Here is a 13,202-nt window from a genome sequence, read left to right as displayed (position 1 = left end):
TGATATGGAGTTTAACGGAAGATCAATCGAGAAAACGTTTGAAAACCGGCTTCTTTCAGGTTTTTGCGTTTTTTCTTTTGATCTTTTTTTGAGATAATTAAATAAAGGGGTGAAGTTGATCATGCTATATTTCGACCATGCCGCCACAACGCCGCCTGATGAAGAGGTCATTCGGACCGTAGCAGAGGTGATGACGCGTCATTATGGGAATCCTTCATCTCTGCATCGGCTAGGCGAAGACAGCGAGAAGCTGCTTAATAAGGCGCGGGCAGTAAGTGCGGAGGCCCTTGGAGTGAAGCCGCACGAGCTGGTATTTACCGGCGGAGCGACGGAAAGTAATAATCTGGCCATCAAGGGAGCTGCCTGGCAGTTTATCCATCGGGGCAAGCATTTGATGACTACTCGTGTAGAGCATCCCTCCGTATTGGAAAGCATGAAGCAGCTAGAGTCCATGGGCTGGGAAGTGACCTATTTGCCGGTCAACGCTGAAGGGCAGGTTCTCCCTGAACAAGTTCGGGCGGCATTGCGCGAGGATACCGTTCTGGTGTCCATCATGCATGTTAATAATGAAACAGGCACGATTCAGCCTGTTGGAGATATCGGACGCATGCTTAAGAGCTGTTCGCCAAAAGTGTTGTTTCATGTTGATGGAGTGCAGGGGTTTGGCAAGCTCGGCCTGTCGATTCCAGAGAGTGCTATAGATTTGTATAGCCTCTCCGGGCATAAGCTGCGTGGACCTAAAGGGGTTGGACTGCTGTACATTCGGGAGGGCCTCAAGCTGATGCCATTGATGGCGGGTGGAGGCCAAGAGGGCGGCGTCCGCTCGGGAACGGAGAACGTTCCTTACATCGTAGCTTTTGCCAAGGCGCTGCGATTGGCCGCGGAGGGACAGGAAGGGAGAGCACGGCGATATTACCGGCTAAGAGATCAACTGCTGCGAGGGTTGAAGCAATTTCCGCAACTGACGTTAAATTCGCCGGAGCAGGGAGCTCCACATATCGTAAATTTTTCTTATCCGGGCATGAAGGCGGAAGTCTTGCTTCATATGCTTGAGGAGGAAGGATTCTACGTATCAACCCGTTCGGCTTGTTCTTCCAAGCGAAGCGAACCAAGCCGGATTTTGCTGGAGATGGGAAAGTCTAAGGAAGTGGCTTCGTCGGGCATACGTATTAGCCTGGGGGATGAGCATGAGCAAGCGGATATTGATGCCTTGTTGGCCGCGCTGAGACAATCGATTCAGCGGTTGCAGGTTTTACGATAGGAGAGAAATAAATATGCTGGAATATGATATGCTGCTGTTGCGTTTTGGTGAGATTGCGATTAAGGGACGCAACCGTTCGCGCTTTGAGAAGGTAGCTTATAACCATGTCAAGGCGTTGCTGCATCCCTTTCCCCGGACAGAGATTATTAAAGAATATGGCCGGATTTATGTGGTGCTGAACGGAGAACCTGTGCAGCCCATAATTGAGGCTATGAAAAATGTGTTTGGCGTTACATCTATTTCGCCAGTTAAAGTAACTCCCTCCCGGCTGGAGGATATCCTGCAAACGGCTGTAGCATTTATACAGCAGGTTAATGCAGCCCCGGGCACGACCTTCAAGGTGAGCGCCCGCCGGGTATGGAAGCCATTTCCTCACTCCACGCAAGAGATGAATCGGCTGGTTAGCAGTCCTATTCTGAATGCCTGCCCTGGGCTTAAGGTGGAAGTGCATAATCCTGAGCTGAATTTGCGTGTAGAGATTCGCGAGCAAGGCACGTATATGTACTGTGAAATTATTCCGGGAGCAGGGGGCTTCCCACTTGGAACCAATGGCAAGGCGATGCTGCTTCTGTCCGGAGGAATCGACAGTCCGGTGGCCGGGTGGTCTGCGCTACGGCGTGGCCTGGAGATTGAATGCATCCATTTCCATAGCTACCCGTTCACCAGTAAAAAGGCGGAACAGAAGGTGATCGACCTGGCCGAGATATTAGCCCGCTATGCCGGATCGGTCAAGCTGCATCTGGTGCCGTTCACGGACATTCAGACCTCGCTCGCGCAAACCGGACAAGAGGGCCTGATCATTACGTTGATGCGAAGAGCCATGCTGCGAATTGCGAGTAGGCTTGCGGAGCAAAACGGGGCGTTGGCTTTGGTCACCGGAGATAGTCTAGGGCAGGTTGCAAGCCAAACCTTGTCCAGCATGAATGCCATAGGACGAGCGACAGAATTGCCGCTGCTCCGTCCTTTGGTTATGACCGACAAGACGGATATTATTGCAATGGCTCAGCGAATTGGTACTTATGAGCTGTCGATTTTGCCCTATGAGGATTGCTGCACACTGTTTATTCCGAAATCTCCTTCTACCAATCCTAATTTGCGTGTCCTGGAGAACATCGAGCAAACGCTGCCCGATTTGGAACGGATGATCATCAAGGCGGTGGACGATACCGAAACACTGGTTATTCGTCCCGGACGAAGCGTGGTACGCCGCGAAGCCGCCGAAGATAAAGTGATTCAAGAGAATTGGTTTTAGAAACAGATGGCAAACATGACGAAAACCCCGTTTGGAAATCACATCATACGATGTGTCCAAACGGGGTTTTATCATAAGTATGGTGTTTACCGCGCAACCGGTTGAGGCTCGCTGTGGGCTACCTTCTGGTGCTGACGTTTCTTGAGATATCCGGCTAGCAGGACGGCCAAGATTACCACAGCAATCATCAGATAACGCAAAACCAAATGCGCTTCAAAGAAATGCAGGAAATGCCGCTCCTCGGTAATCATTTTGGCGGCAGTGTAGGCAAGCACCGCTGCTCCAAGGTAAGCAATCCAGGGGAACTTGTCCAGCAGTTTGATGAACAAGGTGCTTCCCCAGACAACGATAGGTACGCTGATTAACAGGCCGATAACAACGAGCACCGTATGCTGCTGAGAGGCGCCCGCTACAGCAATAACATTATCCAGTCCCATAGCGGCATCTGCCACGACGATGGTGCGAATGGCCGGCCATAACTTGTCCTTGGCTTCAATGTTGTCATGGTTGCCATCATCGGCTAATACCTTGTAGGCGATATAAACGAGCAACAACCCGCCAATAGCCAGCAGCCAGGGGATTCTTAACAGCCAGACGACGACAAGCGTTGCCGCGATTCTAAGGATAACGGCCCCGGCCGTTCCATACAAAATCGCTTTTTTCTGCACCGAATGGGGGAGCTTTCTCGCTGCCATTCCGATGACAATTGCATTATCTCCCGCCAGGATGAGATCAATAAAAACGATGTTGATCAGCGAAAGAAAAAATGCGGCACTAAATAATTCCACTTTAGGTCACTTCCTCTATGACGTATATACGTATTTATTGATCAAAAGGCTTCATTTGTCCAGTGATCTTTTTTTGAAATTGGTATAGCTTGGTCCATTTACTCATACAAGTTGTAGGGGAGGGATGGGCGTGGAACATATACTATTGTTATCTGAGATACTCATTATTAACTTAGTGCTAAGCGGCGATAATGCCGTTGTCATAGCGATGGCCAGCAAAAACCTGCCGCTAAAGCAAAGAAAGCGGGCGGTATGGTGGGGGGCCATGGGGGCGGTGCTGCTGCGCTGTGTATTGACCTGGATTGCGATTATATTGTTAAAAATTCCATTCATTCATGCTGCAGGCGGAGTGCTGCTGGCCGCTATTGCCTTCAAGCTGTTACTGCCTCAAGAAGAACAGTCCCGGGTTACGGACGCAGATTCTTTGTGGAGAGCCATACGCACCATTCTGGCGGCTGACTTCATTATGAGCCTGGATAATGTACTTGCTGTAGCTGCAATAGCCAAGGGAGACCTGTCCATTTTGGTTATCGGAATTGGCATCAGTATCCCGATTGTAGTGTGGGGCAGCAATGTGCTTGCGGGCTGGCTGCAGCGCTTTCCCGTTCTGACGTACGCCGGGGCCGGGATACTTGCCTATACAGCCGGCGATATGCTGCTGCAGGATCCTCGGCTTGGGCCCCTCATAGCATCAATAGCTCCCCGGATGGAGCAGGCGGTTCCGTCCTTGCTGGCCGTGATCGTTATTAGCGTCGGGTGGATGAAGAAATATAATATGGGGCGAGACTAGGATAGTGGTTTTTTGACTCAAATTCATATAGACTGGAAGTAAAGAGGGTGTCGCATTTTTGCTGCGGCTTGTTCCTCATTGTCTTCTGGAAGGTGTGTGGTGGGTATGTCCGACAACAACAAGCTGATGACAGGTGTATTTATTCTGGCTGCGGGAGTTTTTATCCTGCTCGGAAAATTAGGGGTGTTCAGCTTCATTGCAAAGACTTTATGGCCATTGCTGTTGCTGATTCCGGGCATCTTGCTGCATCTATGGTATTTCTGGCGGAAGGGCCCCTCAGAACTGCTGTTGCCTGGCGCAGTGCTGGTCGTTTATAGCGTGGTGTTTTTGATCGGGACGTTTGGCGGCTTTCAAACCTTGAATTTTACTTGGCCGTTCTTTGTGTTCGGGATCGCTGCAGGGTTATTCGAATATGATTACTTCTCGCCTCGGCGACAAAACGGCATCCTGATAGCTGCATTGATCCTGGGTGCTCTGTCCTTTATTCTGCTGGGCTGGACGCTGTTTTCCTTGCCTGTCATCTATATACTGGCAGCCTTGTTGATCATTGGAGGAATTGGGCTGATTGCGGCTCGCGGAAACCGTAGAAATTTCTGGTGATGGTTGCCAAGTTCTTGAATTATTCAAAATTTCGCGTATAATATAGGGGATGTGAAGAGCGTCGGCATTTTCGTCGACGCTTTGTTTTGTGGTTGTGTTGATACATTTTGTCAGTTGGCGTCAAATACAGATAGATGGAAAGGATTTGGAGATAAACCTATGTATGAAAGAAAACAAATTCGCAATATTGCGATTATTGCCCACGTTGACCACGGGAAAACAACCCTGGTTGACAAGCTTTTGCAACAGTCTGGTATTTTCCGGGACAATGAAGCGGTTCAGGAACGAGCTATGGATTCCAATGATATTGAGCGGGAGCGCGGGATCACGATTTTGGCCAAAAATACGGCGATCACTTACAAAGACTTTTTGATCAACATCGTGGATACCCCTGGACATGCCGACTTTGGTGGCGAAGTGGAGCGGATTATGAAGATGGTTGACGGCGTGTTGCTGGTCGTTGACGCTTACGAAGGCTGTATGCCGCAAACGAAATTCGTATTGCGCAAGGCTCTGGAGCATCATCTGACACCGATCGTCGTGGTCAACAAAATCGATCGTCCTGCTGCACGGCCTGCTGAAGTTATTGACGAAGTGCTGGATCTGTTCATCGAACTGGAAGCCAGTGACGATCAATTGGAGTTCCCGGTAGTCTATGCGTCCGGCCTGAACGGGACTTCAAGCTTGAATGCCGAGAAGCAAGATGACAACATGCTGGCATTGTATGAGACCATTATTGAACATATTCCGGCTCCAACAGAGAACGTAGACGAGCCTCTGCAGTTCCTGGTAACGTTGATGGATTATAATGAGTATCTGGGTCGAGTGGCGATTGGTCGCGTTAATCGTGGTGTTATTCGCCAAGGGCAATCCGTCGTGGTCATGACTCGTGATGGCGGGAAGAAATCGGCACGCATCGAGAAATTATTTGGCTTCCAGGGCCTGCGCCGTGTAGAAGTTGAAGAAGCGGGAGCCGGTGACATTGTGGCTATCGCCGGGATTAAGGATATTAACATTGGTGAAACCATCGCCGATCCGAATCAGCCGGAGGCTTTACCGGTGTTGAAAATTGACGAGCCTACACTCCAAATGACCTTCCTCGTAAACAATAGTCCGTTTGCTGGCCGTGAAGGCAAATGGGTAACTTCCCGCAAGCTTCGCGAACGCTTGTTCAAAGAGCTGGAAACGGATGTTTCTCTGCGTGTGGATGAAACGGACAGCCCCGATGCCTTTATCGTATCCGGCCGTGGCGAGCTTCACCTCGGTATCCTGATTGAGAATATGCGCCGTGAAGGCTATGAACTGCAGGTATCCAAGCCAGAGGTTATCGTGAAAGAAGTCGATGGCTTTAAGATGGAGCCAATTGAACGTCTTATGATTGATGTTCCCGAGGAGAGCATGGGTGCAGTCATGGAAAGCCTGGGGTCCCGTAAGGCCGAAATGGTTAATATGGTCAATAACGGAACTGGCCAGGTCCGTCTGGAATTCCTGATTCCTGCTCGCGGCCTGATTGGATACAGAACTCACTTTCTCACCTTGACCCGTGGCTACGGCGTCATGAACCATGCCTTCGATAGCTATGGTCCGCTGGTTGGCGGGCAGGTTGGCGGCCGTCATGAAGGAGTTCTTGTCTCAAACGATAATGGTGTATCTACACTATATGGTATTTTGTCGATTGAGGATCGCGGTATTTTATTTGTAGAGCCGTCTACAGATATTTACGAAGGTATGATTGTGGGTGAGCATACCCGTGATAATGATATCGTCGTCAACATTTGCAAGGAGAAGCAACTGACTAATATTCGTTCCGCTACCAAGGACGATACAGTCAAGATGAAAACACCACGGTTGTTCTCGTTGGAACAAGCCCTGGAGTATTTAAACGATGATGAATACTGCGAAATTACACCAAAATCCATTCGCTTGCGGAAGAAGATTCTGAACAAGAACGAACGTGAACGGGCTGAAAAACATCGCAAAATGTCAGAGTCCAATCTATAATAACTATATATAAGTTCGAGTATAGATGACGTGTTGAACGCTATAACTCAAGCTTGATGCGCTCTTTGGAGGAGGGGGATTGTCTTGCAGGCATGGCTTGCGCAACATCCGGTGATTTCCTACGTGTTGATATTCTTGCTAGTGGTCTTTGTATACAACAAAGTATTCCGCGCTCAGCAGAAGCTTCCGCTATGGAAAGAGACGATCCTGTACCTTCTGATGGCGCTTGGTTCATTTATGCTGCTTATCTTCCAAATCGACAAGCTGCCGATTATTCAATGTCTGCTTGTCGCCGTTATTCTTATGCTAATGGTGCGAATTCGCTACTTTGTCGAAGGGCGCCGAAGCAAACGGGGCAAATCGGATTCAGCTTCCGGCAGTTAGAGCGTATGAGTGACCCTGCAGTGCACCCGGTAACTTTTCCGATGCTCATCACGTCTTTATAATTGCAACTAATTCCAAAGAAAAAGGTGTTTGATTTCATGAGTTCTAACCATCAGGCTCTACCTCCCCGGGGCAAAGGGCCCAAAGGGTCTTCAAAAAAAACGGGAAGAAACAAAAAGAAATCCGGCGGCTTTGCTCGCTTTTTGAAGTTTGCGCTGACACTTATGATCATCGGAATTATCGGGGTTGGACTGTATGCAGGTTATTTGTTTTATACCGCTGATCAGGTGATAGATGCTACCGGCACTTCCGAGAATGTGGCACCGGAGAAATCGGCTAAGGTCAAGCCCATTACGATGCTGCTGCTGGGTACAGATTATCGTCCGGAAACGGGAACGCATCTCAGCGATGTGATGATGGTCATTTCGATGAATCCGGAGACCAAATCAGCAACGGTGGTTTCATTGCCAAGGGATACCAAGCTTGAGCTTGACGGGTATAAGACAAACAAAATTAATGCCTTCTATCCGAACTTTCTGGCTGCCGAGAAGAAGTCGGGGACTTCTGCAGAGCAGGAAATGAAGGCGATGATGAGCAAATTTTTTGAAATTTCCATCGATTACATCACCGTACTAAACTTCCAGGGCTTCCGCGATGTAGTAGATTCGCTGGGTGGTGTGGATGTCAACGTTGATGCGGATATGTGCTACCGGGATCGGGCTGACGGCACGGATATCAACTTGAAGCAAGGCCTGCAGCATTTGAACGGAGAAGATGCGCTTGGCTTTGTCCGCTATCGCAAGTCGAACTGCAAGCCGAAGACCAAGGGCTCCGATGACTTTGATCGCAACCGTCGTCAGAATGAGGTGCTTCATGCCTTGATTGATCAGGCGAAATCATTAAATGGCGTGATGGGAGCCGGAAAAGTAATTGAGTCAGTTGGCAAGAATATGGAGACTGACCTGGAGTCGCAGCAAATGAAAAATATGATTCAGGCTTACTGGAGCATATCAAAGGAAAACGTTGATTTTATGCCGATAACAGGGGATTGGAAGAGCCCTTATGTATACTTGCATGAGAGTGAACTGGAGGCGGCCAAGCAGGCTCTGAGAAATGAGCTTGCCGGAACAAAGCCTGCAACTGTGACTGATGATACGGAAGCGGCTGAACCCTCGGCAGGCAACTGATGATTGAATGCAAGTTTTGCTCCATGATATAATACAATTAACTTAACAGGACAGATACACGTCTTCAGTTCAAGCCATGAATGGATATTGTACAGGAGGGCTGGTCGTTATGTCTGAAATGGTTACTCAATTATCCGATTCACTGCTCGTCCCTCAATGAAAAAAGCCTAGCGATTTATTTGCTGGGCTTTTTCCTGTTAAGGACTAACTAACGTTGGTTTTTAGGGTTCTGTTGTTGCTGTATTCCTCCAGGAGTTTTAGGCATTTGCTTGGGATTTATACCTTCCGGTGGCTGGGTATCGTTAGGCATCTGCGGCACGATTCGACCGATGATGTCTGCCAGCTCAGTGGCAAAGCCGGAGATGGGGTGGCCTTCCCGAATCTTTTGCCCAATCTCCGCAATGCGTTGATTCAAATCGATGTCTGCTGTAACAATGGCGTTAGCACCATGTTTATCTTTGCGCAAAGTTTCGGCTACCGTATATTTGATGCTTCCGACGCGAGCTCGTTCAAGCTTGCTGTCTACATCGATTCCAACGACGGCGGTCTTGCCCATGATGACGCAATGTGCGCCCTTAACGCCAGGTACCTTGGTGACAAGCTTCTCTAAATAGATTTGTTTGTCTCGATCTTTCAGGTTCTCTTCGTTCGCCAAATTGTAGGTATTTAAATCTGCACTTTGTGCGCGGGGAACATTCTCCGTTTGATCTTGTGGAGAGGGTGATGCCTTTTCAGTATTAGTAACGCAGCTCGTCAGCAGGGAAGCCAACAATAGCAAACACAGCCAAATTCGCATATTTCATCCGTCCTTTCGGAATTGAACTATTGGGTTATTAGAAGGCTCTAACATTCAAGCTTAGATTTCCCGGGACGGCAAAAATTATGTACGAATTCAAAGAGGCTGCAATGACCGCGGTGGAGGGGATAATGGTGAGAAAGATCTTCGTATTGGATACCAATGTTCTGCTGCATGATCCAAATGCTATATTCGCCTTTGAGGAGCATGAGGTGGTTATTCCGGCAGTTGTGCTGGAGGAAATCGATACCAAGAAACGTAATGCGGACGAAATTGGCCGCAACGCCCGAGGGGTATCCCGGTTGCTCGATGGACTTCGTGAGACGGGGCATTTACATGATGGAGTGCCGGTTAATGGCGGCGGACGAATCAAGGTAGAGATGAATCATCGCAGCTTCGTTAAGGTTCAGGAGATGTTTGGAGAGGCCACGAACGATAACCGGATTCTTGCTGTGGCACTGAATTATCATTTGGAGGAAGCCGAGCAGCCTGAGCCGCGAGCGGTCGTGCTGGTCAGCAAGGACGTCCTCGTGCGAATTAAAGCCGACGTTCTGGGGCTGACGGCCGAAGATTATTTATCGGACCGTACCGTAGGGCCAAGCGATATGTATGCAGGCTATTCAACCATTAAGGTGCACCCATCGGTCATTGATGAATTTTATACTTACCGTTCATTGCCGATCAAGCCAATGGGCTTAAATTATACACTTTACCCCCATGAGTTTGTTATTCTGAAGGATGAAATGGGCAGCGGAAAATCCGCTTTGCTAAAGGTTAACGAAGATGCTACACGGATGGAGCCGCTGTATTTGAGCAATGAGCCAGTTTGGGGAATCAGCGCGCGCAACGCACAACAACGAATGGCCCTGGAGTTGCTGCTGAATGATGACATTCCTCTGGTTACAATAACCGGCAAGGCGGGAACGGGAAAAACGTTATTGGCCCTAGCCGCCGGGCTCCTTAAGGTTGAGGATGAGCACAAGTATAAGAAGCTGTTGATTGCCCGGCCAGTTGTCCCGATGGGTAAGGACATAGGTTATCTTCCGGGAGAAAAGGAGGAGAAGCTGCGACCCTGGATGCAGCCGATTTATGATAACCTGGAATTTCTGTTCGATACCAAGAAATCCGGAGATATTGATAAAATATTGATGGGGCTGGGCAGTATTCAGGTAGAAGCTCTGACGTATATTCGCGGCCGTTCCATTCCCGGACAATTCATTATCGTGGATGAAGCACAGAACCTGTCGCGTCACGAAGTGAAGACGATCGTATCACGGGTTGGGGAGGGCAGCAAAATTATTCTCATGGGCGACCCGGAGCAGATCGATCATCCTTATCTTGATTTTTCCAGTAATGGACTAACGAGTCTTGTAGATCGCTTCCGCGATCAAGGTCTAAGCGGGCATATCACACTGGAGAAGGGCGAACGCTCCAGGCTGGCGCAGCAAGCCGCCGATTTACTGTAAATGACTTGTTGAACCACCTCTAAAACACACGAGCCCGGCAAATTGGCAGCATGGCCTTTGTCGGGCTATATCTATTAGGCTATATAGCAATTATTTACGGGACAAGGCAAGCTTTGATTTGCTACAATGTGGAGTAACGGATAACATATTGGCTTACGCTCCTACATTGCGGAGAGGAAGAACTGGTGTGAAGCGAAAAAACCATGGATTGCTATTTGCTGTTTTGCTGCTCGCATTGATTAGCTTGTCCCCTAGCGAAGAAACAACGTTGATTCGTTCCCAGGATCGTGGAGAGTCCCAGCCTGTTCGCCCTCCAGAGCAGCAAACCCAGGAAGAGACGGGGCAAATTCGCGTTGCTGTACAGATGGACGAGCCTGACTTTCGGCGGCTTGACGAGATGAACCGTCAATTTATGGACAATTATGCAGTAGAAGTCGAGTTGATTAACGTTTCTTCTACGGAGACATATGAGACTTATCAACGACGGTTGATGAAGCTGGGAGAATCACCTGATGTTCTGCTAATGGATAATACATCGGTTCGCCAGTTTGCCGCGGATGGATACTTGCTCCCGACTGAAGGTTATTACGCTGGTTCTTTGTCGGGGGAGGTGCTTGGTTTATCCTTACTTCCTAATGAGTGGAATGGCTATGTATGGGGAGTGCCGCTGGATATCGATCCTTATGTGTTTGTGTACGACGCTGCTCAACTGAAGTCATTCGACTTGGAGCATGCTCCTATCTCTGAGGCCGATTGGACAACGTTGCTCGCAGCTTATCAGAAGAAGGGGAATGCTGACTCGTCTCTCCTGGGCCTGGATTTCCAGGACCCGTATGCTGCTATGACTTTATTGTGGCAGCTTGGCGGAGGCGCAGCTTCAGAACATACGACTTTCCCCTTTGTGGCGGATGAAAAAGTATCGCTGCTGGTGCAGCAGTTGGAACTGCTGCGGCCTGGCTTGGTTGATTTGAACGGAGAGCCATCGTTAGGCAGGGATGCTTGGCAGCCCTTATTGGCGGGGAAATTGCCTATCATTTTGACGCGAGCTTCAGAGATAAGCAAGCATGTGGCTGGCCCGGCTTCCATATCGATTTGGTTGCCAGATATCCAGCCGAAAATGAGGACATCTTGGATCTCGGGAAGAAGTTATGTAGTATCCTCGCAGACAGAGCATCCCGAAGCCGCTGGCATGTGGATTTCCGAGATGACTTCTGCATTGAATCAGCTTCGCTGGTACGAATCTACCGGGCATCTCCCGGTCTTAAAGACGATGTACTATGAAGCGGGCAATCCTATGTTGCCAAGCTGGGTTCCGCCTTCGCTTGCTGCCGATTCCAGCGGGGCATTGCCTGCCGGGCCTTCGTTGCCCAAGCAAATGCAGCAACTGGCGCAAGCTACATCAACCTATCTAGTGGGAGAGATTAACGCAAAGCAATATCGTGCTTCGTTGATCCAGATTGGCAAATAGGATGGAGTAACGGCAATTATAACGATAACTTCAGGTTAACAATTAGTGTTCCCTTAGAGACGGCCACGGCGGTTGCTTCTACAAAGGGAACTATTTTTTTAGGATAAAAGCCCAAGTCAAAATCATGCTCCAATTCCTGGCGTGTCGTATCAGGCAAGGCGAGCCCGTTGAACAGCAAGCGGTCGACATGGAAGGTGATAGAATTGACAGGTTCCTGTTCTACTGTATAATGGCCCTCAACTCTAAGCTTTAATCCCTCTTGACTGCCCTGGACAACAATTTTGTCTTGCTCAAATTGAAAATACATATCTTGTAGCAGTTTATTTTGGCCATGTAAATATTCATTGAGTTCTTTTTCTTGAATTACAAGCTGGTATCCGCCTTTCTCAGGGACAAGACTGTTCTCATACTGAGTTAGAAAGCTGGGGAACTGTGACATAGCAGAGGCCAGAGCCTGGAAATATTTGCGCAGCTCAAGTAGTCCGGTATGCTCCCAGTAGGCGGTCAACTCTTCAATCATGGCTTGCAGCTTCTCGGGATTTGCACTAAGCGCAATTGATTCATCTATATATTGACGTAATGAGGCCGCTCTGCTTCGCTGCCGTTCTAATTCGGTTCTGGAACGATCCAATTCAAGCAGACGGTTGCCCAGCTGCTGCTTAATGGTGGATAGCGAGGCGTACTCGCTTTGATAATCCTGCAATACCACACGATCACGTTCTAAAATGATGTTATAGTAATCGATTATGGCAAAGAAGTCCTTTAAACTGCCGGCAGAGAGCAATGCAACCAGGAAGTTCTGCTGTTCTCCCATATAATAAGCGCGTAGTCTCGCTCCAGCCCGTTCACGACTGGTGTGGATTTGTTTATTTTTAATCTCCAGGCGTTCCTCCAAATTCTCAAGATCGATTTGTATTTGGTTTTGTTGTATCTCAATCCGTTGAATTTCCCGGTCAATTTCTTTGACGGATAAGCTTTGCTCAAGCACTTGTTGCTCCTGTGTGGAGTAAGGTGCGGCCAGAAGGGTCGTGGAGAAAGGATAGGTAGCGAATAGGAATAGCAGCAGAAACAAGGATAATCTGCGATTTCTCAAAAGCGATCCTCTCCTGTTCTTAGTTGTACTATATATATGTGGGCAGGCATCAAAAATAGCAGCAGATATAAAAAAAGACGTTTTGGTCTAAGACCAAAGCGTCTTTTTACTGCGTA

General features: G+C 48.7%; 12 protein-coding genes. 9 read left to right on the top strand and 3 right to left on the bottom strand.

Annotation, left to right across the window (positions count from 1 at the left end; translation table 11 throughout):
* Positions 1 to 121: 121 nt before the first annotated feature.
* Both C557_RS0118040 and thiI read left to right on the top strand, forming a co-directional pair.
* Complete coding sequence (locus tag C557_RS0118040; protein WP_018753285.1) at positions 122 to 1,261, top strand: cysteine desulfurase family protein; 1,140 nt, start codon at positions 122 to 124, stop codon at positions 1,259 to 1,261.
* A 16-nt stretch (positions 1,262 to 1,277) separates the two neighbouring features.
* Positions 1,278 to 2,513, top strand: coding sequence for a tRNA uracil 4-sulfurtransferase ThiI (gene thiI / locus C557_RS0118035; protein WP_026263557.1), 1,236 nt, complete (start codon positions 1,278 to 1,280; stop codon positions 2,511 to 2,513).
* Between the two features lie 86 nt (positions 2,514 to 2,599).
* Here thiI and C557_RS0118030 read toward each other — a convergent pair whose 3' ends face one another.
* Positions 2,600 to 3,301: a TerC family protein gene (locus C557_RS0118030; RefSeq protein WP_018753283.1), complete on the bottom strand. Its 702-nt coding sequence runs from the start codon at positions 3,299 to 3,301 to the stop codon at positions 2,600 to 2,602.
* Positions 3,302 to 3,431: 130 nt separating this feature from the next.
* Between C557_RS0118030 and C557_RS0118025 the strand changes: the two genes are divergently transcribed.
* The 5 genes from C557_RS0118025 to C557_RS0118005 all read left to right on the top strand — a co-directional run bounded on the left by C557_RS0118025 (position 3,432) and on the right by C557_RS0118005 (position 8,263).
* Positions 3,432 to 4,091 (top strand): TerC family protein, encoded by a 660-nt coding sequence (locus C557_RS0118025; protein WP_026263556.1) that lies wholly within the window; start codon positions 3,432 to 3,434, stop codon positions 4,089 to 4,091.
* A gap of 105 nt (positions 4,092 to 4,196) precedes the next feature.
* Positions 4,197 to 4,691, top strand: coding sequence for a hypothetical protein (locus C557_RS0118020; RefSeq protein WP_018753281.1), 495 nt, complete (start codon positions 4,197 to 4,199; stop codon positions 4,689 to 4,691).
* A gap of 159 nt (positions 4,692 to 4,850) precedes the next feature.
* Positions 4,851 to 6,692: a translational GTPase TypA gene (gene typA / locus C557_RS0118015; RefSeq protein ID WP_018753280.1), complete on the top strand. Its 1,842-nt coding sequence runs from the start codon at positions 4,851 to 4,853 to the stop codon at positions 6,690 to 6,692.
* Positions 6,693 to 6,776: 84 nt separating this feature from the next.
* Positions 6,777 to 7,076, top strand: coding sequence for a YlaH-like family protein (locus tag C557_RS0118010; RefSeq protein WP_018753279.1), 300 nt, complete (start codon positions 6,777 to 6,779; stop codon positions 7,074 to 7,076).
* 98 nt (positions 7,077 to 7,174) lie between these two features.
* Positions 7,175 to 8,263, top strand: a complete 1,089-nt coding sequence (locus C557_RS0118005; protein WP_018753278.1) for an LCP family protein — start codon at positions 7,175 to 7,177, stop codon at positions 8,261 to 8,263.
* 208 nt (positions 8,264 to 8,471) lie between these two features.
* Here C557_RS0118005 and C557_RS0118000 read toward each other — a convergent pair whose 3' ends face one another.
* Entirely contained in the window at positions 8,472 to 9,059 is a 588-nt protein-coding gene (locus C557_RS0118000; RefSeq protein ID WP_018753277.1) for a YhcN/YlaJ family sporulation lipoprotein, read from the bottom strand.
* 134 nt (positions 9,060 to 9,193) lie between these two features.
* Between C557_RS0118000 and C557_RS0117995 the strand changes: the two genes are divergently transcribed.
* The gene (locus C557_RS0117995; protein ID WP_026263555.1) at positions 9,194 to 10,525 is read left to right on the top strand and encodes a PhoH family protein; all 1,332 of its coding nucleotides are present in this window, start codon (positions 9,194 to 9,196) and stop codon (positions 10,523 to 10,525) included.
* A gap of 187 nt (positions 10,526 to 10,712) precedes the next feature.
* Entirely contained in the window at positions 10,713 to 11,993 is a 1,281-nt protein-coding gene (locus tag C557_RS0117990) for an extracellular solute-binding protein (protein ID WP_018753275.1), read from the top strand.
* A gap of 16 nt (positions 11,994 to 12,009) precedes the next feature.
* Here C557_RS0117990 and C557_RS0117985 read toward each other — a convergent pair whose 3' ends face one another.
* Entirely contained in the window at positions 12,010 to 13,086 is a 1,077-nt protein-coding gene (locus C557_RS0117985) for a coiled-coil domain-containing protein (RefSeq protein WP_018753274.1), read from the bottom strand.
* Positions 13,087 to 13,202: the final 116 nt, after the last annotated feature.

It is taken from the genome of Paenibacillus sanguinis 2301083 = DSM 16941 (assembly GCF_000374825.1).
In the GTDB taxonomy this organism is placed as follows: Bacteria; Bacillota; Bacilli; order Paenibacillales; family Paenibacillaceae; genus Fontibacillus; species Fontibacillus sanguinis.
The sequence above is the reverse complement of the archived record's forward strand: the minus strand, read 5'-3'. Positions and strand labels throughout refer to the sequence as shown.

What these genes read in the sequence shown, in the direction of transcription:
- C557_RS0118040 (WP_018753285.1), top strand. Translation starts at nt 122, where the DNA reads ATGCTATATTTCGACCATGCCGCCACAACGCCGCCTGATGAAGAGGTC.
- C557_RS0118020 (WP_018753281.1), top strand. Translation starts at nt 4,197, where the DNA reads ATGTCCGACAACAACAAGCTGATGACAGGTGTATTTATTCTGGCTGCG.
- typA (WP_018753280.1), top strand. Translation starts at nt 4,851, where the DNA reads ATGTATGAAAGAAAACAAATTCGCAATATTGCGATTATTGCCCACGTT.
- C557_RS0118005 (WP_018753278.1), top strand. Translation starts at nt 7,175, where the DNA reads ATGAGTTCTAACCATCAGGCTCTACCTCCCCGGGGCAAAGGGCCCAAA.
- C557_RS0118000 (WP_018753277.1), bottom strand. Translation starts at nt 9,059, where the DNA reads ATGCGAATTTGGCTGTGTTTGCTATTGTTGGCTTCCCTGCTGACGAGC.